The organism is Anabaena sp. CCY 9613 (assembly GCF_963920895.1).
Taxonomy (GTDB): domain Bacteria; phylum Cyanobacteriota; class Cyanobacteriia; order Cyanobacteriales; family Nostocaceae; genus Cyanocohniella.
In genome coordinates this window covers 128,142-152,547 of the sequence record NZ_CAWUDE010000009.1, presented here as the reverse complement: position 1 = coordinate 152,547, position 24,406 = coordinate 128,142, and the positions used below count along the sequence as shown (strand labels likewise).

Sequence of the window (24,406 nt, the reverse complement as noted above, 5' to 3'; positions counted from 1 at the left end):
TTTCTCATTCCTTAGTTTTAAGTTCAACAGTTACGGCAGTCATCATTTTCAGCAGATACAACCCTGCCTACATGAGACAGTGCATAATTTGCTTAATACCTATAAGGATTACTTTAGGGGTTTTTGGGGGTCTGTGTTCATCCTGCTCAGAGATGAAAACAACTGGGGGATAATTTGGTTAACCCGTACACCTAAAATCGTGAAGTCCTGCTTAATCTTTTCTAAAGATAATGGTTCTAGGGCGGCAAATTCTGTGTCATTGGTCACTAAAACTCGCGCCACACTCACGGGAATTTGTAAAAATAAGTTACTAGCAAAAAAGGCTAAAGCAGCTAGCAGTAAACCCAAGCTGCGCCACTGGGGTAAAAATTTAGCTAAATTAGCTACCTGTGGCACCATTTGGTAAAGTTGCCATAACACCCCAATTAATAATATTGCTGCTGCTAAGGATAAAAAGCGATTTAACTTTGTCTTAATTAAACAGAGAATTTTCCGCTGTTGCTCAGTTAAATTTTCTGGCTTCAGGGCCACACCCAAAATAGCAAAAATATAAAAAGGGCGGTGTAACTGCATCCATAACAGTGGGATCACACCAATGCTGGCTACGAGGAACAGCTCTAACCATACTGGCAAAAGCGGTTCACCCACAGACAGAAATAATAAGCACATTACCAAAAAGATTGGTGTAGCCGCTAATCCAGCGATGTGAATCCACAATATAGGTTCAGAGCGAAATGAGGCCATATCAAATTTGTGTGTGCTTAATTCACCGAAATTTGCCTAAAGGGGAACCCACCGTTCTCCAGACAGACGAAACCATCTTTACAAAACTTGAGGTATTCTCAGTCCTGTGTGTACAGGCGGGTTTAGCCCGTGCTGAGTTTTGAGTTTTGAGTTTTGAGTTGTCAACCCAAAACCCATCACTTTTACTCATGACCCAGCACTGAGTACCTAGCACTACTTCGTTAAGGTGAGTGTACGACGCTTGGTGACCATCTGATAGGCTTCAATGAGGTCACCTTCAACCCAGTCATGGAACTTATCGATGTTGATCCCGCACTCGTAACCGGAGTTAACTTCGCGCGCATCTTCTTTCATCCGTTTGAGTGAGTCCAGAACACCTTCGTAGACGACTTTACCGCCACGACGTACTCGCACTTTGCAGTTGCGAACCAGCTTGCCAGATTGTACGTAGCAACCAGCCACTGCGCCCCGACCAACTGGGAATACGGCACGAACTTCGGTTTGACCAAGGGGTTCTTCCACCAACTCTGGTTCTAGAAGTCCTTCTAAGGCTCCTTGAATATCTTCCAAGAGTTTGTAGATGATATTGTATTCCCGCACATCTACCCCAGCTTCGTCGGCTGCTTGTCTAGCGCCACTGGCGTAGGTGGTGTTGAAGCCAATAATGACAGCTCCACTAGCTGCGGCTAAGTCAATATCTGTTTCCGTGATTTCCCCAGCAGTAGCCAATAGCATCCGAATTTGGACTTCGTTTTGCGGGATTTGTCTGAGAGATCCCACAATTGCTTCTACAGAACCTTGTACGTCTCCCTTCAAGATTAAGTTGAGTTCTTTCAACTCGCCTTCTTGTGCTTGGGCTGAGAGTGTTGTTAAAGTCACACGCCCCTGTAACAGACGGGATTGACGTTGCTTGTCTGCGCGATCGCTTGCTAGTGTTCTAGCTTCTTTTTCGTTAGCAAAGACCTCGAAGTCATCACCTGCTGCGGGTACATCACTTAAACCCAGTACCTCGACGGCAAAGGAAGGACTAGCAATCTCTACTCTCCGGCCTCTGTCATCAACCATCGCCCGGACTTTACCAAATGCCGAGCCAGCTACTAGCATATCTCCCACATGCAGGGTGCCATTCTGAATTAGCAAGGTCGCAACTGCTCCTTTAGCTTTATCCAGATGTGCTTCAATGACTGTTCCTTTAGCCGAGCGATCTGGGTTAGCAGAAAGTTCTCCGACTTCTGATACCAACAGAATCATATCTAAGAGGGTATCGAGGTTTTCGCCCTTGATGGCACTCACAGGAACCATGATTGTCTCACCGCCCCATTCTTCTGGGGTGAGGCCATACTGAGTCAGTTCTTGTTTCACCCGGTCTGGTTGTGCCCCTTCTTTATCAATTTTATTGATGGCTACAACAATGGGTACGCCGGCAGCTTGAGCATGGCTAATGGCTTCCACTGTTTGGGGACGAACACCATCATCAGCAGCTACTACTAAGATGGCAATGTCCGTAACCCTTGCTCCCCGTGCCCGCATCGCTGTAAACGCTTCGTGTCCAGGAGTATCTAGGAAGACAATCTGCTGTGTTTGTCCTTCATGTTGCACATCTACATGGTATGCACCAATGTGCTGGGTAATACCACCAGCTTCGCCAGATGCTACTTTCGTTTTGCGAATCGAGTCGAGCAAGGTTGTCTTACCGTGGTCTACGTGACCCATGATTGTCACTACTGGCGGACGCCGCTGGAGTAGTTGCATATCCGCCACATCCAGCATTTCTGTGACTTTGCGCGCTTCTGCTTCTGGTTCGGCGGTTTCGACTTCTATTTCTAGCTCTTTACCGACCAAAGTAATTGTGGGAATATCTAAATTCTGGGTGATACTCACCGCCATGCCTTTGAGGAACAGGATTTTCACAATCTCTGTGTCGGCAACAGCCAAAACATCAGCCAGTTCTTGCACTGTCAACGGGCCTGTAACCACTACCTTTTCGGGACGCTCACGCTTGGTCTCAACTTCTTGACGACGGTTGTGGTCACGGCGAGAAAAGGATCTTTTCGCTCTGGTAGTGGGCGCACTAATAGTTGCTGCACCAGGCGACTGTGTAGGACGAGCAGCTTTAGGTTTGGGGGGACGGGCAATAGAAAGACTAACCTGGACGATAGCTGGTGAATTTGCATCTTCGTCGTCTAGTAAATCGTCTTCTTCAAACTCATCTTCCAGGATCGGTTTGACCCGCTTGCCTTTAACACCTACTTTGCTCTTTTCTTTGATTTCGTCAATAATTTCTTCTTCTTGCCACTTTTTACCACCTTTGGCTAGACGCGGTGGAGTGGGGCGTTTCAAATCTAAAAGTTCGGCTGCAACCGGATCATTTCCTAGATCAGCTTTTCCGGGTGCGCCTGACATCGGTCTAGGCGGAGTAGCCGTTGGCATTGCTGCTACAGGTTCCGATGGACGTACTGGCCGGCTAGGTCTTGGCCCATCTCCGGTTGCTGCTTGTCCGGGAGGTCTATTGCCTCTAGGCTCCGGTCTGGATGGAGATGATGCAGGACGAGCCTGTTTTTGCACTGGAGCTTGTGGGGTATCCGTGCCTGTCGGTTTAGCAACCTTCTGCTTGGGTTGATCGCGTTTGAGTATGGGTTTGTCTGCCGGACTTAGCTGTTCAGTGGCAGGGGTGCTGTCCGCCGCAGGCCTGGCGGGTGGGGACACTAGTTGAGGTTTTTGGGGTTTTTCCGGTTTTGGTCTGGATGTAACCGTTTTTTCCGATTTTTGCTCTGCTATTGTTTCCGGTGCCTCTTCATTAGAAACTTGATCTGCTTGGGTGATTGCAGGTTCTGGCGAGGTCTCAGATTGATTCCGGGGTACAGGTCGAATTGGTGCCGTCGGCTTCATGGTTGAGACTGGTGTATCGAAGGGCCGTGGAGGTGAAGGAGGATTAGCTGTGGCTTCGCCATGCAAGCTATCAGACGAAGCAAGTTGGTTATCCGTAGCAACTGACGCCTCTGGGGCGTTGGAGGTAGTATTTCTCAATATTTTGGGTTTGCGAATTTCCAAAATTTGCTGTTTGTGAGGTGGAGCTGGTCGATTGCGAGAGCCAGTGTGCGGTGAATTTGGTTTATGACTGGTTGCACCTTTGGTGGTTACATTGGTAGCCGCCAGTTTTTCGGCAGCCGCTCGAATGCGTTCTGCCTCTGATTCTGAAATAGTGCTGCTATGGCTTTTGACCGAGATGCTGAGCTGGTCGCAAATTGCTAATAGCTCTTTGTTATCCAAATTCAATTCCTTTGATAATTCGTAGATTCTAACTTTGCCGTTGTTCATCCACTCTTCCCCTTTAATTTACAGTTTTTTAGCGGATGGTTGCCTGGTTTTCGACATCTCCATCCTTTGATTACTGTTTTTAGGTTGCCCTTGGTGATTTTGCCGGTGCCTCCAGTCAGGAAAGAGAGATGTTTTGGTTTAACTCTGACATTTCCACCCAAGATGATGGTTGATGCCAAGCTGCGCTTGAGCGCTACCAGGTTGCCATTTTTGTGTTTTTTGTTTTGCTGATTCTGAGTCTTCCACAACACAATCGAGTAAAACTTGTTGGGAGTATCACTTTGCCACTCTTTTTGTGGAAGAGCCGCAGGCTGACACACCCATTTACTATTTTGCCACTAACCCTATCAATTGCAGATGATGTGACTAAAGCCCGATGAATTCGGCTTTCGGCACAAGTACTCTGGGCATGACCACCACAAAGTTTTTCAACTTAGTTTTGATGTGGGGTATGGCTTTGGGCTAGACGTTGCCACAATGTTTGGTACAGTGTTTCTGGCACTGATGCATGTAGCGATCGCCCTAGTCGATTTTTTTTCTGAGCTGCTTGCAGGCAACTCATTTGCGGACAAATATAGGCAGAACGCCCCATGCCCTGATCTAATTGTACCTTTCCAGATGGAAAGACGCGGACTATCCGCCAAAAGTCTTGTTTCAAGCCTACTTTGCGGCAACTAATACAGCGCCGATAATTCGGTTTCATTAATCTTATCTGACTTCTCCCCAGGGGAGACGCTAACGCGAACAGGTAAGCAATCTGGATGTGAACATAAAGTTGTTATGATCAGTCTTTCACTTACTTATGATAAATTGCCTGATTCCTGGTAATCATTGAGACTAATTATGCTGTAAATAGTATCATCTCTCCCAGAAACTGAGAAATTAGATAAATTAATCGCGATCGCTTGTGTCAAAAGACTCTTCTTCTAGTTCTTCCTCCTCTAGTTCTTCTTGATTTTCATACTCTAGCTCTTCTAATTCCAAATCATCTTCCTCTGGTTCATATCTGGATCGGGAGGCAGCGAATTTAGCATCTTCACCTGCATAGTCGTACTTAGCTTTATCTTTAATATCGATTTTCCAACCAGTGAGACGAGCTGCCAAACGAACGTTTTGCCCTTCTTTACCAATTGCTAAACTTAGTTGATCTTCGGCTACTAGTACGTGAGTTTGTCTAGTTTCAGGGTCCATGAGGCGGACTTCATCTACCCTGGCTGGACTTAAGGCATTAGCAATATATGTAGATGGGTCAGGAGACCAGCGAATCACATCTATTTTTTCACCACGTAATTCGTTGACTACTACTTGAATGCGCGATCCCCTAGCGCCAATACAAGCACCCACTGGGTCTACATCACGGTCTAGGGTATCTACTGCTATTTTAGTCCGGGGACCTACATAACGGGAAGGGGGATTAGCCTCTCGCGCTACAGCTACAATCCGCACCACTTCATCCTCAATTTCTGGGACTTCGTTGGCAAATAAATAAACCACTAAGCCAGCATCGGCACGAGATACGAGTAATTGAGGTCCTCGTTGTTGACCTTGGGAAACTTTTTTGAGATATACCTTAAACGTAGCATTTGCTCGATAATTATCGTTGGGCAATTGTTCACGTTTTGGTAATTCAGCTTCCACTTCTGGCTGACCAAAGTTACTGGTGACTGCCAGAATTACTGATTGTCTTTCAAACCGCAAGACTCTAGCTTGGAGAACGGTGCTTTCTAAGTCTTGAAATTCTTCTTGCACCATCTGGCGTTGCTGATCCCGTAGTTTCTGCGCCAGTACTTGCTTGGTTTGCATCGCGGCCATGCGCCCAAATTCCCCTTGATCTGGGGTCACATCTAGGACAACAGAATCTCCTAATTGTGCTTCGGGAGCAACTTGTTGAACTTCATCAAGAGATATTTGATGATCGGAATTATCAACTGCTTCAACGATGCTTTTAGTCGAAAGAACACGAAACCCTTCTCCTTCGATATCGAGTTCTACTTCAAAATTCTCAAAATATTCTTCATCAAATTGTTTTCTTTCTAAATTTTGGGCGCGACGATAACGTTCGTAGCCTTTGAGTAATGCTTCTCTAATAGCGGATTGCACTGCTAGACGAGGCAAATTGCGCTCGCGGCTGATACTTTCAATTAATTCTTTTAATCCTGGTAAACTAACCATTGACATAAGCAATCTCCTTTAAAATTAAATGCTAGGGACTAGAGACTAGTAACAATAAAGAAGGTAGAAACTCAGCATAAATAAGCATTAAAGAATTAAGGATGTAGAGAAAGTTTTTACTCTATTCCCTAATCTCTAGCCTCTAGCCTAAGCGCCTCTAGCCCCTAGTTTCCCGTTGATTAGCGCTCCTCTAGCTGCACCTTTGTAATCAGGGTGCGGGGGATTTCAATGACGCGGCCTTTTTGGTTTAAGTAAACAGTTGTTTCGTCCCGGCGAATCAATTGACCAATCCACTCTTGTTGTCCGTCGTAGGGTTGGGAAGTGGAAATGATTACAGGAAATCCTTTGAAGGAAATAAATTCCCTGTCGGTTATTAGTTGTCGTGAAATTCCCGGACTGGATACTTCCAAGACATAAGCGTCTGGAATGATCTCTGCCGCATCTAAGGAAGCTTCCAAAGCACGACTCATCCGTTCACAATCACTCAGACCAGTGTCATCCTGGGGATTACGAATATCTACCCGCAATACTGGTGGACGCTGGTTAGTATGAAACACTATGCCAACGACTTCCAAGCCCAGTTCTGCCGCTACTGGTGTTGCCAAATCTATAATTTGTGGAACTAAAGGATGAGTCATGCGAAATTTCAATAAAAAAAGTGGGCGTAGACCCACTTCCTGCGATAGGGATATCTTCCAAGAAGTCTTGTGACGAACTAATAATAGTTCGTCTCTATTCCGAGTTTAGCGCATTTCTTTCATAGTCAATAGTCATTGGTCATGGGGAAAAACTTCATCCTTGCTTCTTGATCCCGCTGATTTCTCTCAACTTTCCCTCTTTACTGGGAGAACAGTACCTTGATCGACAAAGGGTGCTTGTGTTCTTAGCTTTCTAGTTTGTTCTAAAATTTGGTCTATATCTTCTTGGGAAAGCCGTTGGACGTAGTTGAGTTTGACTTCTTCTAAGAAATCAGCAAGTAAGCTTTGAATTTCCTCAAGTACATGTTTTTGCTGCATTTCTTCTCCCAAGGCGGCGGTAAAGCGTTGTGCTAGTTGACTAGAAAGTTGCGCCCCTATAGGATCTTCCATCGCAGCAGTTACGGCACTGTAAAGGTTAGTGGTGATTTGAGTTGCTAGTTGTTCGCTGAGTTGGGTTTGCATGTCTTCCACGCCAGGAAAATGGTGCAGGTTACGGTAAATGGGGGTTTGATTTAGTCCGACTGTAATGTTGTGGCGTAAAATGGCAACGATTTCTGGTTGAATTTTGGGTAGCACTTGATAGACGATTGTTTGCAAGAAAATACTTGAGATCGCTTCGATTTCATTGATATTGTTAATATCTATGTAGGAACGTAAATTTTCTTTTGACGATAGCCAACTAGTTAAGTCACCGCGCCGAACTGAACCTTGGATCTGGTTAATTACTCTGACAACGACTATTTCTGTCAAATCTTCGGCAAAATTAGCTAATATTGTTTGATTTATTTGCTGCTGCAATGGTTGAAGATTTAATAACCGCGATTGGTCAAGACGAATGATTACGGGGATGATTCGTAACCACTGAACAAATGGTAGTAGCAAAAATATATCGTACCAGCGCCACAAAATTGCATTTACCCAAGTAAAACTGGGATGACGGCGACGCAGATAAAAAGAACGTGCTAGCAACTCGATGCCAAAAAGCAGGATAAAAGGTAAATCAATGCGCCAAAAATCATCCTGAAGTTCCCCATTTTCACCTATACGGCGAAAGTAGTTGGTAGCTATTAAGGGGCGGATTTGTCTGTTAAAAAAATTAACTTCTTGGTTCCAGCCTTGTTGCGATAAGTACTCTGGACTCCAAAACGTAGAAAAAGACTGTTTTGCCGATTCTATACCGATGCGATCGCGCATCCGATTTTTGGCTTTTTCAAAATTGCCACTTTTATTGACGGCGGCAAATGGATTACTGTCAACCATTTCGCGGCTAAGACGGTCAAGTTCCTCTAATTTAGCGTTGGCTTCTGGTGAAGTTAATCCAGTCTGGCTTACCTGTTCTTGGAGTGCATCTACTCTATTCAAATAATTGATTGTTTCTCTATGGTCTTCAATACCCTTAATGGGGTCATAAATCTGGGTGATTTGGGGAAAATTTCGTAAATAGAAATCCCGCCAAGGTACGTAACTCAAATCGAACAAAACTAAGCATAAATTTACAGTGGCAATCATTGCCATTAATCTTTCAAAGACAAGGTTTTGTTGTTTTGGTGACTTGCGATTAGGCATTTTTAGTTCTTGATTATACATCTTGAAAATGCGCTTTTTTTAGTTTCAGATCGATGCTGCCTATTATTACTACTCGTTTAAAATACTTCTATAGGAAGATGGCAAAAAAAAGTTTTTATACATTTAGTTCAGTTTAGCTAATAGAATTCACATTAATCAAAAATTATTAATAATCAAGAATAAAGTATTTAACAAAATGTAAAATTTCTCTGTTAACCTCTAGATACTTCTGAATACTGCTGATTTAATCCAAAGGAGTTTTTCATATGTGGTGTGATTTTGGAAAAACCAGCATGACTATTGCTGTTACTTGCGTCGTAACAGCTAGTTTGGTGGTAGCAGAAACAACTTTTGCTGCTCGTCAGCGTAACTATACGCCCCAGGAATTTCGGGCTGTGTTACAGGGATTGGGCTATAACGTTAAGGTGACCAACGAGCCTCTCACGGACGAAGAAACGAGAAAGGCAATCTCTGAGTTTCAGAAAGGGTACAAGTTATCTGTGGATGGTATAGCAGGCCCACAAACCCAAGATTTTGCAGCTAGTATCGTCCGAATTTTGAAAGCCAATTTAAATGTAGTACTGCAACCTGAGACTCCCTTATCTCGTGATCAATTCTATGGTGAGCAAACAGAAGCAGCCGTTAAAGAGGCTCAGAAAAAATTTCAGATGGAAGAAACTGGCATTGCTAATTTGCCATTCCGCCAAATGCTGAATCAAGAGGCAAGGAAAATTATAAGTCAGCCAACACCGACACCAACGCCGACACCGACACCGACACCAACGCCAACACCGACACCAACACCGACACCAACGCCAACACCAACACCAACGCCAACGCCAACACCAACGCCAACACCAACACCAACGCCAACGCCAACGCCAACGCCAACACCAACGCCAACGCCAACGCCAACGCCAACGCCAACACCAACACCAACGCCAACACCAACACCAACGCCAACACCAACGCCAACACCAACGCCAACGCCAACGCCAACGCCAACGCCAACACCAACGCCAACACCAACGCCAACGCCAACGCCAACACCAACACCGACACCGACACCAACACCGACACCAACACCGACACCGACACCAACGCCAACACCAACACCGACACCAACGCCAACACCAACACCGACACCAACACCGACACCGACACCAACACCAACACCGACACCAACACCAACGCCAACGCCGACACCAACGCCATAAGCGTTACTAAAACAGTCATATAGACATTACTTAAAGCCCCAGTACACTAGCTAACGGTTGATGTACTGGAGGCTTAATTACGAATGATGTATAGTCCCTACCGGGTATAGCTGCGCTTACGGCCTCGCCTGCCTTACACTACTATTACAAATTATGAATTTTGATTGGGTTCTTCCATTGGTCTACCTTTGGGCGACGGTAGAATGGGACGCCGATCATCATAGGGCATGGGAATATACTGAACGCTGGGCCGTCCCCCTTGTGGTTGTGGATACAAATCCATGAGTCTGTAAATAGAAAGCGGTAATCCTACGGTTATAGGTAGTCCCATTTCTGTGGCTTCTTCAACAGTAACGGGATAATCATGAGTAACACGTCCTGTTGTCAAAGCTTCGATAATCGGTTCAATATTTTCTGGTTGAACTTTTTGTTTAGGTATATTGTCTTTTAGCAGAGTCCGCACAAAACGCTGTACTTGTTGAATAGCCTTTCCTGCAAGATCAGCCATAATTAGGGTTTGGTCATCAATATCACCGATGGGTTTATCTGCAACCACTTTTAAAATACTAGCTGCCGGATAGTTACCTAATTGGGGATCAACTGGCCCTAAGACGGCGTTGGCATCCATAATAATTTCATCAGACGCCAAGGCAAGCATTGTACCGCCACTCATGGCGTAGTGAGGCACAAAAACGGTGACTTTGGAAGGGTGACGAATTAATGCCCTAGCAATTTGTTCTGTGGCTAAAACCAAACCACCAGGGGTGTGTAAAATTAAGTCAATGGGAACATCGGGCGGTGTGAGGCGAATTGCCCGCAATATCTGTTCTGAATCTTCAATAGTAATGTAACGCGAGAGGGGAATTCCCAGTAAACTGATGGACTCTTGACGGTGAATTAACAAAATCACTCGGCTTTTGCGTTCTTGCTGAAATTCTTGCAGGGTGCGTAAGCGCCGAGATTCTATTTGGCGCTTTTGCCAAAGGGGTTGTAAGGAAGTGAAGATCAGGAAAATCCAAAATAAGTCACCAATACCAAACCCCATATAAAAATTGTGTAAAAATAACGGTTGTTGTCATTATTGTGACAATTTTTAGGCGATCGCATGTCTATCTAGAGGTTTAACTCAGTTCATCAGGATTTACACCCAACTGTCGTAACCGTTCTGCTAGTTGTTCAGATTTTTGTTCGGCAATTCTAGCCCGTTCATTAGCCGCCGCAGTTTCTTCTGTAGGTTCAGGAATCATTTCTCCTTCTAGGGTAAACCACCTTAACCACAGTTTTTCAATACTTCTAAATGAACCTTGCCACAAACCTAAACTTAAACTGATTTCTGGCATGGGTAAACGTCCATCAGTAAAAGTCATGGGTTCATAATGACCCCCGACTAATTGAAATGCTTGAAGTTCATTGGTGTAGCGGCTAAAAACGATGTAGTAAGGAATACGGAGAATATTTTGATAAACATCCCATTTACTCGGAGGTTGATTGACTTTACTGGGTTTATTACCTAAATCTTCCTCTTCTGTTCCAGGTGATAATAATTCCACCACTACAAAAGGATTTGCTGGTTCTTGCCAAGTTACATAACTTAAACGTAAATCTTCACCTTTATAGAGTTTTTGTACACCGACAACGCCAAACCAATCAGGGCGTTTGTACCATAAAGGATGCTGAACGTCATAGTAAAGATTTAGGTCAGCTGCACTATAAACTAATTCGGGATTCCAGTTAGTTGGCTGGAAAGTTAAATATAACAGTAAGGGTTGTAAAAAATGAAAATCGTCTGGCAAACCTGGTTCCTCTGGGTTATCACTGGGTAAATCATACATTGTGGGTAGGGTTTCCCAAGGCGGAAGTGGGGGATCAGATTGGGGGATATATTTAGGGAAGATAGTCATAGTAAATATGTGTTAGATATGGATAAAAGAAGCTCAGTATGAATGAAAATTTTTTATTTAATTGAAGACCATAGTTGATGTATAGACTGACACACTTTATGCCAATCATTTGGTTTTAAAACTCATAACTGACGTTCTAATAAATTCTTTTCAACTGTGGCAATTTTATTTTTACTGTTATTACCTAAATATAAGTAACTAGCATCATGGTTGTCTCGTGTTGTCCAGATATCCAACTTTTTTGAAAATCGGCAATATCAAAGATATTGAGAATTTTTATGGGATTAAAATAGCGATCGCAAATTTTTCAATGGCAAAAAGTCTAATCTTGTGGCTCAATTCCTGCGGCGCGTAGTTGTGCTGCTAGTCGTTCAGCACGTTGGCGTTCTTGTTCGGCTGACTCGAAACCCCAAAGCAATAGATTTCCCTGTTCATCCCACCAGCGTAGCCAATTTCCTGTGCGATTTTCACGAGTTCCTTGCCATACACCCAAGTAGAGATTGATTTCTGAGATCCAGTACAGCTGGTTGTCGTTTGCTGCTTGCAACACGTACCGTTCTGTTTTATCTAAGCGATACATCTCGAATCTACCGCTATCTGGTGCAAAAATTATGTAGTTTGGGACTTTGAGAATGCGTTCGTAAAAAAACCATTTTCCGGGGGGATAGGTAGGTTTGACAGAATACTCTGTTCCGTCTGGATCGGAAATAAATTCCATTACCAGTAAGGGAATTTCACCCTGGAGTTGGGGGGTATAACTGCGAATTATTTCTTCTCTATTGACACTGATTCTGGGAATATAGGCCCAATCAGGGGCTTTAATGACAATTTTGCCGTTTAGGGTGGCACAAATGCCATAATTCGTTGTTATCAGGGTATCATCTGGGACTTTTTTAGCTATTTGTAAGCTTTCGGTTAGTGCTGCGGCTAAAGCTGGTTGGTTGATATTGTCCACTGGATCATTTGGTAGCTTGTAATCATCGGGAAGTTTTTCCCAGGTGATTTGGTAGTTGGGGGTGATGATGGCTGTCATATTTAGTAGGGAGTAGGGAGTGGGGAGTAGGGAGTGGGGGAATGCTTCTATAAACTGTCCCCCGTAATCTGTGTCTATTCGTCGTCCTCTATATCTAAGTCCTCGCTTGTCAGTTCCTGATGGGGGATGGCGGCGATAATTGCATCTATTACCTTGGCAACCGGTAAAATCTCGATATCATAGTCAGGATATTTTTGCCCTTTGGGAACGATCGCCCGTTTAAATCCGAGTTTGGCTGCTTCTTTTAACCGCAGTTCCATTTGGGATACCGATCGCACTTGTCCGCCTAACCCGACTTCACCAATTAATACTGTACCGGGATCAACTATGCGATCGCGGAAACTAGCAACGATAGCGATGGCAATTCCTAAGTCTACGGCTGGTTCTGCTACACTCAAACCACCAGCTGAGGCGACGTAAGAATCTAGTTTCGACATAGGAATGCCTACCCGTTTTTCCAATACGGCGAGAATCTGTACTAGGCGGTTGTAATCTATACCTGTACCTGCACGTCGTGGAGAAGGATAACTGGTAGGACTGACTAAGGCTTGCAACTCCACAACGATGGGACGAGTCCCTTCGCAAGCTACAACAATGGCTGTCCCCGGTGCAGGATCATCACGGGTACCTAAAAATAACTCTGAAGGGTTGGAAACTTCTCGCAGTCCTTGTTCCACCATTTCAAAGATACCGATTTCGTGAGTTGCTCCAAAGCGATTTTTGACTGTTCTTAATAACCGATGGGAGGCGAAGCGATCGCCTTCAAAATACAATACTGTATCTACTAAATGTTCTAAGACTTTCGGCCCGGCGATCGCTCCTTCTTTGGTGACGTGTCCTACAATTAACATGGTGATATCTTCATGCTTTGCCACCTTCATCAAGGCAGAAGTGCATTCCCTGACTTGGGCTACAGAACCTGGTGCAGATGTCAGTGCTGGAAAGAACACTGTCTGAATACTATCAATTACTGCTAAATTAGGTCTGAGGGAATCTATTTCTCGTAAAATCTCTTCTAGGTCTGTTTCCGGCAATACATACAAATCCGCATTTTTACCTTCTTCGATTTCTTCTAAAGTCAGTGTTTTTACTGCTAATTTGCCGTTTTCATGATGCCCATCATCTTCATCACTAGGTTCATGACTAGGCAAATCAGGGATTTTTGATACTCCCAAGCGAGATGCTCGCAATTTTACCTGTTGTCCTGATTCTTCTCCAGTTACGTAGAGAATGCGGTATCTCTGCGCCAGTTGGTTTGATACTTGTAACAGTAAAGTAGATTTACCAATTCCGGGATCACCACCAATGAGAACCATCGATCCGGGAACAATTCCACCCCCCAGTACCCGATCTAGTTCACCATAGCCTGATTCCCATCGGGCAATTTGGCGATCGCTAATTTGATCAAATGTCAGCGAAGCTCGGGCTTTTGCTGGTTTACCAGGCGGTTTGCCGTTGTTCTGATTTGTTTGCCAATTACTGATCCCGCCCCGAGAAGGTATATCTACTGATGATTGGATAGAAATCTGCTCTTCTAGGGAATTGTAGGTGCCGCAAGCTGGACACTTGCCAAACCACTGGGGAGATTCTGCTCCACACTCGTTACAAACGTAAAAGGTTTTAGGCTTTGCCATTCTTAAAAGTTATTAAAAAATCTTAATTTTTCCTTAATTTTTTGCTCAAAACTAAAATCGAAGAATGGTAAGAGTTAGAGCTTTTTTCCAATCAATTCATGGAATGATATCTTAATATTATGGTATTAAAAATTAATCATGAAAAATTTTAGTTAAGGAGCGCTGAAAAACTTGGAAAGTCATAAAGAAAAAATCCTGGTGGTAGACGACGAAGCCAGCATTCGCCGGATTTTGGAAACGCGCCTTTCCATGATTGGCTACGATGTGGTGACAGCTGGCGATGGGGAAGAAGCTTTGGAGACGTTTCGCAAAGCTGAACCTGACTTAGTGGTTTTAGATGTCATGATGCCTAAGCTAGATGGCTATGGTGTGTGTCAAGAATTACGTAAAGAATCAGATGTCCCCATTATTATGCTAACAGCCTTGGGGGACGTTGCCGATCGCATCACCGGTCTAGAATTGGGTGCTGATGACTATGTAGTTAAACCATTTTCCCCCAAAGAGTTAGAAGCGCGGATTCGCTCAGTACTGCGCCGAGTAGATAAAACCGGGGCTTCTGGGATTCCTAGCTCTGGGGTAATTCATGTTGGTAACATCAAAATAGATACCAACAAACGTCAAGTCTACAAAGGTGATGAGCGGATTCGGTTGACAGGAATGGAATTTAGCTTGCTAGAGTTGCTAGTCAGCCGTTCAGGAGAAGCTTTTTCCCGTTCCGAAATTTTGCAGGAGGTATGGGGTTACACACCAGAACGTCATGTAGATACCCGTGTAGTAGACGTGCATATTTCCCGTTTGCGGGCCAAGTTAGAAGATGATCCTAGTAATCCCGAATTAATTCTGACAGCACGCGGTACTGGTTATTTGTTCCAACGGATCATTGAACCAGGAGAAGAATAGGAAGTAGGGAGGGGACTGGGGGAAAGAAATTTTCTCATGACAGTGACTAATGACTAAACCTGATCCCAATGGAATTTTGCGGCGTCTACCCTTGGCTGTAGGTGGGTTAGGCGCTGTACTTTTGTTGATTAACCGTTTATTGACACCAGAATTAACTCAATCCCAAGCACGTGGGGATGTGCTGGGCGTAATTTTGAGTGCAGTGTTGATTTTAACGGGTTTAATTTGGCAGCAAGTACAACCGCGATCGCCTGAATCTGTAGAATTAATGGGGGAAGAAGGTTTTGTCTTAGCAGAAGATTTACCAGAAGCCGTAAAAACAGAATTAGCCTGGGCATCTCATTTATTATTGACTAATACAGTCACGCGATCGCTTGTATTGGTTTATCAAGGTAAAGTTTTGTTACGTCGCGGTATTCTGGCTACTAAATCTGAAGTTGTACCAGGGCCAATATTAAAACGAGTACTAGAAACACAAAAGCCGATTTATTTAGTCGCTTTAAAAGTCTACCCAGGACGAGTTGAATTTGATTATTTGCCAGAAAATACTCAAGGTGTAATTTGTCAACCTATTGGTAATCAAGGAGCCTTAATTTTAGGAGCTAATACTCCCCGCAGTTACACCAAACAAGATGAAAATTGGATTGCAGGCATTGCTGATAAATTAGCAGTTACTCTCAAAGATATTTAATTTTATATTGTTCATTGTTATTTCCCCAAATGGTAACAACAGCACCACTGGCAGAAACCCGAACTTTGCTAAAAAACATTAGCTGGCAGACATTCAAAGCCATGCTATTAGATATGGGCAATGAACGCAACACTCGATTAGCCTACGACAATAAAATAGTAGAAATCATCACCCCACTCATGCCGCATGAGAACTCCAACCGCCTGATTGAAGGCTTAATTCTTGTGCTTTGTGAGGAATTGGGCTTGGAAGTAAAAACTACAGGTTCATTAACTTTGGCACGAAATGACCTAGAAAAAGCAGGGGAGCCGGATAGTAGTTATTATATTCAGAATGAATTTTTGGTAAGGGATAAAGAAAATATTGATTTAAATCAAGATCCACCACCCGATTTAGTCCTAGAGGTAGATTACTCCAGACCCAAAATAGATAAATTATCTCTCTATGCCTCAATGGGTATTCCTGAGTTTTGGAGATACAACGGTTCGGTATTGCGAGTTTATACTCTTTTAGAAAATCAATACTCAGAAGTTGAGTTTAGTCCTACCTTTACGCCAATTTCGGTGAGAGATATTCCCCGATGGATACAAGAAAGTAAAAAAATTGGGCAACTAGCAGCCAAGAATGCTTTTCGCACTTGGGTAAAGCAGCACATATCTCAGGTGTAATCGCACACTTGAGAATCACAAAGCACAATACCAAGCTAAAAATTACAAACTATGCAAGTTATTTATTGGCTACTAATTTTCGTGATGGTTGTAGGAATCATTGGTTCTGTGGTTCCCGGTATCCCTGGTAGTGGTTTAATTTTAACCTCTATTATTATTTGGGGAGTGATGAGTGGTTCTTTTGCCGCCATTCAGATACCACTCATTGTCATAGTCGTAGTTTTACTCCTCAGTATCGGCATTGAATTTTTAGCTAGCTACTTAGGTGCGAAACATGCAGGTGCTAGCAAGTGGGGACAAATAGGTGCAATTGTCGGCTTGATATTAGGATTTTTTGGTTTACTACCAACTCTGCCTTTCGGGGGCCCCTTGTTAGGAATATTACTAGGGCCACTACTAGGGGCAATTATTGGTGAATTTATTTACCGACGTGAATTATGGTTGTCTGTTAAGGCTGGAGTAGGAATTATTGTCGGTTCATTGGTGGGAAATTTGATTCAAGGGGTGTTGGCGATCGCAGCAGTGGTAGTTTTTGTAGTTACAACTTGGTCTCAGGTATACGGCGCGTAAAAATTTGGTATACTGTAAGTACCCCATCCCCCAGAAGCCTGGTTGTTCTTGAAACAGCTGGGCTTCTCCCCTTTTAGCCTTAAATGAGGTTGGGTCAAGATGTTCCGCGCCTCAAGCACCAAGATAGATCAGAGCCAAATGGTGATTTGCTAGCGATCGCCTCAGTAATATAGGATTCCTATTAGATTTGTGCAATATACGTAGGATATACGTAGGATGAGCTTTGCCCACAGTATCTAGGTTTTGCTAGGTAAGTGCCATTCTATACACCTATCAATTTTTGATCTTCAAAATGGCAAAAGATGGATTAAATATAACCGCACAGAAGAATTTATTACAGAACGATTTGTTGAGTGACGTTTACCTCTCTCCCATATCGTTATTGGCTTCCACTCTCCCTTTAAACGCCAATTTACTTCTTATGTTGTTGAGTGATATCACCAGATAAAAAATTAAAATGCTGCCACCTATTGGTCTGGATTAACTACAATTCATATTCCACTTTTTTAACTGGCACAATGAGATATTTATTAGATTATGCGGTTTGTTAATAAAAACAAAATATTGGTCTGGATTAACTACAATTCATATTCCACTTTTCAAACTGGCACAATGAGATATTTATTAGATTATGTAGGTTGTTTACGCAGAGACTTTCTACAATAAAGTCTCTATTTATCCTATTCACAACTTAGGATTGGGGATTAAATAAGATCCAAAATTTGTAGGTTAGGTGAAGCAATAGCGATACCCAAAGCTGCTAATGATGTTGGGTTTCCTGACCTCAAACACCACTACCTCCAAGCCGAGAAACCCGCTCACCGCGCCATCTCTCCAATGCCGTGACTCCCCAACCTACAGGAATTATTTAGTTTCTGTTCCTTATCTGTAATTATCTAGTTTTTTAATATTACTGAGCTAAAAATGTCAACAGGCCAAGGGTAGGTTCCGTGAGGATATTTATGAGTAGTGAATCTTTTCGGTAAATCTGTCTATAGTACTACTGGCTTGAAGAGTTATTTGCGATCGCAGTACGTTAAGTAGATAAATATAATTAATTACATAATGTCATTGCGAAAGCCTTTCAGGGAAAGGTTAGTAAAACATGGCAGAGGTACTAGTAATCACAAGGGCTTGGGACGATTTAGCCTTATTTACTTAAGCCTGTCAATCACGGTAAATATTTTCATACGTCTACTTATTTAAAAAAATTAAAGCAAACAATAAAGTTTTGACGAAGTACTTCACGAATACTTGCATTTTTTGGTTTTATGTAGCCTAATGATAATAAGGTATCAGTGGAAATACTTTTTTAAAAAAGATAAAAAAGTGAACACCACACTTCTGAATAAGTAATCATACGTTCAGAATTATTTGTACCACGGATTCTCTGGTTGTCTAAATTAGTAAATTTGAAGCTCTACACTAACGATTTTGTTAGAGTTCTAGCCTTCAAATGTATATTCATATATCAGATCCTGCACCTCTCAGTACAAACCCAGACAAAGTAATAACATGCTCGATAAAGCAACCTAAGTTTTATGAGCTTTTACCACTAAAATAAGGGTTTCAGCCAAATACTGAGGGATTAAATTACATCAATATTTCTTAGTGCAAGATGTGAGATATAAAAACAAGGCAGCCAGGGGAATAGTCTAAGTTACGCATTGACAAACTTACCCCTTCTATTGCAAATCACAATGATTACCATCGCAAAAAACAGTAAAATTGCTAACAAAGTCGCTGCTGGAGTTGCAGCTTTCGGTGTTCTCGCTGGTGTAGGTTTGGCAACTGCTCCTGCCCAAGCGCTCAGTTCCAGTGGTATAGGTGGATCAGTTGCCTTTGAGGGCGATCCCGTAAACACCACTCTCCAATTCACCACTCGGTTCATTGATGATGGCGAGGGTCAATTTGAAGGCGCTACCTTAGTGACTGAGCTTCTAAATATTTCTCTAACTGGTCCTAACCCTGGTGCTTTATACGACGTCCCTTTAATTGATAACTTTATTCAGTTACAGCGCAGCGTAGCGCAAGGTGGCGGAATTGTCAGAGGGATTCTACAAGACACATCTAATGGTTTAGTTCGTGGGGTCGAATCTTCAACAAGTTTTTCATATCAGACTCGGCCAGGTATTCCACTAGAGATCTTATTTATAGAGCCTGATGGAAGCAATATTTTGGGAGAGCTGATCATCAATGCATCTCGCAGTGGTAATATCGGTACTTTTCAAATTACTTTTGATAAGCCAGAGGGTGAAGTCACACCCGTTCCCGAACCTACTACTATCTTAGGACTAGGAGCTATGGCTGCACTAGGAATCAGTACTGGTTTAAAGCGTAAGAAATTCTTACAAGCCTAAATTAATAGCAAGTTTGATCAAGCTAGCAGCCTGTTGAAGTAACTTAAAAAAATAGCCGTGATTAGTAAAATTTACGGCTAAACAACTCAAATTAATGATTGACGACTTGTTAGAGCAAGTAGTGTTTTTTCAAAGGCGGTTTCTATCCGCCAGATGAAATTCTTCGACAAGTTGCTAGTTTAACTGAAAAAATATGAATTGCGCCAGTCATGCTTTTTTATCAGCATGGGGGCGCATTCATTTTGTTATATTAACAGACTAAGGCAGTATGTCAGGCAAAAAATTTGTAGCACTCTGGCAATATTATTCTTTGTAAACTCAGTGTTTCTAAGCGATGGTAACCCCATAAGTAAAAGTCTGCTGGAACTCCTTAAAGGATAAATCAATAAATCCATCGTTAGCACCACTTTTAGTCCTACCATCAACCCCCCAAGGATTACGAACCACAACCCTTTGCTCACCACTATTATTGGTGTAGACATTTGTCACTGAATAGGCATGGGCAGCTACGATAAATTGGGTATTACCATTGGCACTATTTCTCTGGGTTGTCATAGCCTGACCATTTGCTAAAGCTGTTTCCAGAGTTGAAAAATTAATACTGCTGGTATTATGATTAGTAGCTTTTTGTCCTGTAACGAACTCAAGAGGACGAGAAAGATGGGCGGCACTACCAGTCAAATTATAACCTGAGTAGCGATCGCCATATGTCCATTCCTGCCATTGAGCATAAGCTTTTTCAACTAAAGACACCCACATTACGTTGTCGGCATTATTTGGATTTGTACTACCATTGGCTTTAGCACCAAAGATTTTTCCTCCAGAAGTGGCAATCCGACGATCAACACTCACATATTGTGCTTCACCATTTGAGTAAAAGCGTATGGTGTAGGTGTCATCACCATTATCTGTAATCATGCTGTTAATAACAGCACTAGAATTGTTACCTGAATCATCAGATTGACGCTCAAAGGTTGCACCCAAAGCTGCTAAAAAGGTGCAATTACCTAGATTTCCTTGATCGATATCACCAATTCGCGCTTCATTTGCACTACCAAACAGATTACCTTTTAATTCAACGTAGGTGAGATTCTTGGTTTTAAAAACAGGTGTCGGTGCCATTGTGCCTAAGAACCAGCGACCAACTAAATTTGATTCAAACTGGCTAGCGCTCATATTTACAGACGCACCACTAGCAACCTGTGTCGATAACCATTTTACAGAATCTACCATGCTAAAGGGGGTGTCTGAACTTACCAATGCTTTGAGGTCTTTTACCTCATTAGCATCAATTACAGAATCTTTTTGGACATGTCTGAAGATATTTAACATATCCTGACGACTCAAATCACCATCAGCCGCTAGGTTCCGCGTCAAGGTAATCATGTTTTGGTTGAGTAGATTTTTACTGAACCAATTTTGATGTGTAACTGCATCTTTAACCGTATTGGTAACCGTAAATTTCTGTTTGACTGTATTGCTACCAGCACCAGTAAAATCGTAGGCTTTTCCTTCGAGAATATATTCGCCCGCCACTAAGTTTAAGTTTTTTAGAGACAAACTGTAGTCGAAACTCGCTTTATTGGCATTACTGATAGTGGGGGTAAATTTAGTTGCATTAGCCACATTTAGTAACTCCCCGTCTGGTGTTCTAATGCGGAAATCTACCCTGGAAATATCACTATTACCATTGTTATCTGATACCCAAGCACTATTAATACTCAGGGTTTCTGTTGCGTTGAGGCTAGTCTTATCGAGCTTAAACTGTAGTGAATTAGGAGCAAAATTTTGAAAAATTTTTAAACTGTAGTTAGTGTCACCATCTTTTGCATAGACTCGAATAAAGTAATCTCCAGCGTTTAAAGTCTTGCGAATTGATTCACTTAAAGTTCCTTTCTTATAAGCACCAGCCATCACTTCACCAGAATCAATTACACCGTTGCTGTTTTTATCTCTAATTATCTGTACATCTGCATTAGCACTCAAACCATCAACAACGATATTCAGGCTACTGCGACTGGTGAAATTAAAACTGTAGAAATCATTGATATCTGAAGAACCCACCCAGTCTGTGAAAGCCTGCACATTAGGAATAAGGGTTAAATTTCTAGCAGTATTTAAAGTATTACCTGCTTTATCAAGCATAAATATCCCTTGTTAAATGGTATCGAAAATTGGGTACATCACACCATGAATAATTTAAAGAAATTGTTTAACAACAAAAAGTTGGTGTGAATTTTGTTTAATATTGCTCTTTAAAATTGATAGTTAGCCAGGGTGAAACCACCCAATATAAAATTTAGGTATAACCACGTAATTTCAGGAAGAATAGGCAATACAGCCAGCATTAATCTGTTTGAATTAGTTAATATCACCCACAAGAACCGAATTATATTACGAGAAAATACATAACATCAGTTCGGGATAAAAAATCTAAGGTCCTAAAGCTGTAGTCCTGAAAATCATTGAAGATACTAGCTCTTCCCCTGTTCTAGTGACGACTTATCATTAATACCAATTTTTGAAAAAAATTTAATAGCTGCGTAGCGACTAGCGACTGTCTTAAAGCAGAAAGAAATAGGTTTAGTTATTTGCTAAAGTCAGACGTAACATAAAGAGTTATTTGATACGCCTGACTGATAAGTTTTTAGCTTGTAACCACTCGATTATTGAAACTATTATTGACCAGATCAAGAATATGACTCAAATTGAGCATTCTGGTCATCGCAGTCCTGTTAATTTTATAGTCAATTTCTTGTGTAGGTTAATTGCTTGTTTTGATCAAGCTAATAAGTCCTTACTCTATTTAGAATTAGCTTTGCCTCAATCGGCTTAACCTGAAGTCAGGTTATCTTGTTCCCAGGAAGTCAGAGGTTTATTGTCCGAACTTAATCAATATTTAGCAAAATATTCTTGGAAAATACACATAAAAATTGAAATATCGTATTTTTATTTAGTAATGCTGACTTGTAAGTTTTTCTTCCACCAATTTATATTCTGTATTTCCATATTAATGAGCCAAACTATCGAAATTTGCGTAGACATACAAAGCTACCTTGTATCAGGAATGAAGAGTTTATAAAGTCACCTATTACATATTGCCGATTCATAGGTACTTGTGTGATTCTACTAGAAGAAAGAGATACATAACTAACTGATTAACCGTGAAGTTACTTGACGTATACACGTAATCAGTGGCAGTTATGTTATGAAAATTTGTTGTTTATAGGAGTTTCAAATGATTACTTGTAAATCCAATCTTTTTAAAGGTGCTGTTGCAGTATTAGCTGCTATACCTATAGTTGCTGCTACAACTTTTACCCCTGGTGGTTCTGCTGAAGCAGCAATACTCCGTGGCAGTATTGGTCTTGGTGGTCAAGCCTTAGTTCCTGACAATGGAGTCAATCCGTTAAACACTAGCATTGGATTTGTTAATGTTGATGGCGTTAATGCTCATGGTGATTTTGGAAATTTCATCCCTACCCTAAGTCCCAACCCCAGTACTCCTTTAATTCAAATTAGTACTCTAAATCTAACCAGGTCAAGTGTTGACGGTCCAGCAAGAGCTACATACTCAACAGGGGCTGTTCCTACATTTATTGATTTTGGAGAAAGAACACTGGATGGCATCACAGGTTTGTTAACCTTTGATTTAGATGATTCTTTCATTGAGAGAAGTCGGTTAGCGTCCAAGTTCATTTTTTATGGAGCATTTGATGGGATTAAGGGAGCCTTTAATTTCAATGGGCAGACCGTTGCTAAAGGCTTCTTAAGCGCTTCAGTTTCAGGGGAGGCGAACCGTTACGAAATAACTCTAACTACTGTTCCTGAACCAGCTACACTACTGGGCTTGGGTATAGTCGCCGCAGGTATGGCTGTATCTCGTCGTCGCAACAAAACTATCCCTTCCTAAGCCTGTCTTCACATAAAAAAATTACTTTCAGAAACTGAAAGTAACGACGATTGCTATGATTACTATCTTCGGTCTAACTGGAACGCACAACTTTCCCAGTTAGATCGATTTTTTTCATTTACCCGACAAGTCTACTATAACTATTGTGAAAGTCAAGAAATCACGTCAGGATAGTTTCTGTAATTCTCCTATTGATAGCATTAATAAGGGGTAAATTTAATTACTGTTAATGCACTTAGAGGTAATAAATCAACCGATGTGTTTGATTGGTATATGGGCAGAATTTTAGCTATCAAAAAAGGACTAAAGTCCTGACTACAAACCTTCAAACCGATTGCAAAGATGTTTTAGCTTCATTTGCTACAGCTTCAACTTGATCATTGGCGAGAGTTTCCAACACAGATTTGGCTTCAGTACCACCTAAACGAGCTAAAGCTTGCACGACTCTATAGCGAATTTGCCAATCTGAATTACTAGCAAAGGGGGTTAACAGGGGAACTGCTTGGATATCTCCCAACTCACCAAAAGAACTAATTGCAGCTGTTTGCACTAATTCGTTATCGGAAGCAAGTGCTTGTTTAAGTAATTCAACTGCTCGTGGATCGCCTAATTCACCTAATGTGGCAATAATACTGAATTGTACTAGCCATTCGGGGGTGGTATGGTAAAGCTGCTCTAAATCTTCAAAAGCATCACGGAGTTTTAAGGCACCCAAACAGTCTGCGGCGGCTGCTTGAACATCTGGCTCGGGGTCGTTAAGCAAAGCAAGTAATACATCTAACGACAACTGTAAATCCTGGTTTCCCAGAGTATCCATCTGACTTACGGCTGAGTATCGCACCCGTGAATTACTATCGCCTATGGCAATTTGAATTAGTTCAAAGGCGTTTGCTGGTTCCAACTCACGGGCTTGATTAACTGCACGCAAGCGATCGCCTAAATCCTCAGAACTCAGTAATTGCCTTACAGACGCAGGAGTAATACTCATTTATTGATCCTAATTTTCAAAAGTGTTTAAAAA

General features: G+C 42.1%; 18 protein-coding genes and 2 pseudogenes. 8 read left to right on the top strand and 12 right to left on the bottom strand.

Going from position 1 to position 24,406, the window contains the following annotated elements; translation table 11 throughout:
• Positions 1–108 precede the first annotated feature (108 nt).
• The 6 genes from ACM0OT_RS12890 to ACM0OT_RS12865 all read right to left on the bottom strand — a co-directional run bounded on the left by ACM0OT_RS12890 (position 109) and on the right by ACM0OT_RS12865 (position 8,498).
• Positions 109–744, bottom strand: a complete 636-nt coding sequence (locus tag ACM0OT_RS12890) for a low-complexity tail membrane protein (RefSeq protein WP_414543050.1) — start codon at positions 742–744, stop codon at positions 109–111.
• Between the two features lie 213 nt (positions 745–957).
• Positions 958–4,062 carry a translation initiation factor IF-2 gene (gene infB, locus ACM0OT_RS12885; RefSeq protein WP_414564737.1) on the bottom strand — a complete coding sequence of 1,035 codons (3,105 nt, stop codon included), beginning with the start codon at positions 4,060–4,062 and terminating at the stop codon, positions 958–960.
• Positions 4,063–4,495: 433 nt separating this feature from the next.
• Positions 4,496–4,765, bottom strand: a complete 270-nt coding sequence (locus ACM0OT_RS12880; RefSeq protein WP_414564736.1) for a YlxR family protein — start codon at positions 4,763–4,765, stop codon at positions 4,496–4,498.
• A gap of 188 nt (positions 4,766–4,953) precedes the next feature.
• Positions 4,954–6,240 (bottom strand): transcription termination factor NusA, encoded by a 1,287-nt coding sequence (nusA, locus tag ACM0OT_RS12875; RefSeq protein WP_414543053.1) that lies wholly within the window; start codon positions 6,238–6,240, stop codon positions 4,954–4,956.
• 173 nt (positions 6,241–6,413) lie between these two features.
• A complete protein-coding gene (gene rimP, locus ACM0OT_RS12870) occupies positions 6,414–6,872 on the bottom strand; it encodes a ribosome maturation factor RimP (RefSeq protein WP_414564735.1) in 459 nt (152 codons plus the stop codon).
• A 186-nt stretch (positions 6,873–7,058) separates the two neighbouring features.
• Complete coding sequence (locus ACM0OT_RS12865) at positions 7,059–8,498, bottom strand: hypothetical protein (RefSeq protein ID WP_414564803.1); 1,440 nt, start codon at positions 8,496–8,498, stop codon at positions 7,059–7,061.
• A gap of 266 nt (positions 8,499–8,764) precedes the next feature.
• On the opposite strand from ACM0OT_RS12865, the pseudogene ACM0OT_RS12860 reads away from it, so the two are divergent.
• Positions 8,765–9,514 (top strand): annotated as a pseudogene (locus ACM0OT_RS12860) (peptidoglycan-binding protein); the annotation flags it as partial.
• Between the two features lie 352 nt (positions 9,515–9,866).
• Here ACM0OT_RS12860 and ACM0OT_RS12855 read toward each other — a convergent pair.
• The 4 genes from ACM0OT_RS12855 to radA all read right to left on the bottom strand — a co-directional run bounded on the left by ACM0OT_RS12855 (position 9,867) and on the right by radA (position 14,283).
• Positions 9,867–10,760 carry an SDH family Clp fold serine proteinase gene (locus ACM0OT_RS12855; protein WP_414564734.1) on the bottom strand — a complete coding sequence of 298 codons (894 nt, stop codon included), beginning with the start codon at positions 10,758–10,760 and terminating at the stop codon, positions 9,867–9,869.
• A gap of 76 nt (positions 10,761–10,836) precedes the next feature.
• Positions 10,837–11,616 (bottom strand): Uma2 family endonuclease, encoded by a 780-nt coding sequence (locus ACM0OT_RS12850; RefSeq protein ID WP_414564733.1) that lies wholly within the window; start codon positions 11,614–11,616, stop codon positions 10,837–10,839.
• A gap of 322 nt (positions 11,617–11,938) precedes the next feature.
• Positions 11,939–12,649: a Uma2 family endonuclease gene (locus ACM0OT_RS12845; RefSeq protein ID WP_414564731.1), complete on the bottom strand. Its 711-nt coding sequence runs from the start codon at positions 12,647–12,649 to the stop codon at positions 11,939–11,941.
• A gap of 74 nt (positions 12,650–12,723) precedes the next feature.
• Positions 12,724–14,283 carry a DNA repair protein RadA gene (radA, locus tag ACM0OT_RS12840; RefSeq protein ID WP_414564730.1) on the bottom strand — a complete coding sequence of 520 codons (1,560 nt, stop codon included), beginning with the start codon at positions 14,281–14,283 and terminating at the stop codon, positions 12,724–12,726.
• Positions 14,284–14,454: 171 nt separating this feature from the next.
• Here radA and rpaB point away from each other — a divergent pair, with 171 nt between their 5' ends.
• The 5 genes from rpaB (at position 14,455) to ACM0OT_RS12815 (ending at position 19,472) form a co-directional block, all read left to right on the top strand.
• Complete coding sequence (gene rpaB, locus ACM0OT_RS12835; protein WP_190409154.1) at positions 14,455–15,183, top strand: response regulator transcription factor RpaB; 729 nt, start codon at positions 14,455–14,457, stop codon at positions 15,181–15,183.
• Positions 15,184–15,232: 49 nt separating this feature from the next.
• Entirely contained in the window at positions 15,233–15,874 is a 642-nt protein-coding gene (locus ACM0OT_RS12830) for a cofactor assembly of complex C subunit B (protein ID WP_414564729.1), read from the top strand.
• Positions 15,875–15,903: 29 nt separating this feature from the next.
• Positions 15,904–16,542 carry a Uma2 family endonuclease gene (locus tag ACM0OT_RS12825; protein ID WP_414564728.1) on the top strand — a complete coding sequence of 213 codons (639 nt, stop codon included), beginning with the start codon at positions 15,904–15,906 and terminating at the stop codon, positions 16,540–16,542.
• 51 nt (positions 16,543–16,593) lie between these two features.
• Positions 16,594–17,112 carry a DUF456 domain-containing protein gene (locus ACM0OT_RS12820; RefSeq protein WP_414564727.1) on the top strand — a complete coding sequence of 173 codons (519 nt, stop codon included), beginning with the start codon at positions 16,594–16,596 and terminating at the stop codon, positions 17,110–17,112.
• Between the two features lie 1,700 nt (positions 17,113–18,812).
• Positions 18,813–19,472, top strand: coding sequence for a PEP-CTERM sorting domain-containing protein (locus ACM0OT_RS12815; protein WP_414564726.1), 660 nt, complete (start codon positions 18,813–18,815; stop codon positions 19,470–19,472).
• 327 nt (positions 19,473–19,799) lie between these two features.
• On the opposite strand, the gene ACM0OT_RS12810 is transcribed toward ACM0OT_RS12815, so the two are convergent.
• Positions 19,800–21,617: a C2 family cysteine protease gene (locus ACM0OT_RS12810; RefSeq protein WP_414564725.1), complete on the bottom strand. Its 1,818-nt coding sequence runs from the start codon at positions 21,615–21,617 to the stop codon at positions 19,800–19,802.
• A gap of 454 nt (positions 21,618–22,071) precedes the next feature.
• Here ACM0OT_RS12810 and ACM0OT_RS12805 point away from each other — a divergent pair.
• Together ACM0OT_RS12805 and ACM0OT_RS12800 are read left to right on the top strand one after the other, a co-directional pair.
• Positions 22,072–22,308, top strand: a pseudogene (locus ACM0OT_RS12805) (transposase); the annotation flags it as partial.
• A gap of 402 nt (positions 22,309–22,710) precedes the next feature.
• Complete coding sequence (locus tag ACM0OT_RS12800) at positions 22,711–23,385, top strand: PEP-CTERM sorting domain-containing protein (protein WP_414564723.1); 675 nt, start codon at positions 22,711–22,713, stop codon at positions 23,383–23,385.
• A gap of 325 nt (positions 23,386–23,710) precedes the next feature.
• On the opposite strand, the gene nblB is transcribed toward ACM0OT_RS12800, so the two are convergent.
• Positions 23,711–24,373 (bottom strand): phycobilisome degradation protein NblB, encoded by a 663-nt coding sequence (nblB, locus tag ACM0OT_RS12795; RefSeq protein ID WP_414564722.1) that lies wholly within the window; start codon positions 24,371–24,373, stop codon positions 23,711–23,713.
• Positions 24,374–24,406: the final 33 nt, after the last annotated feature.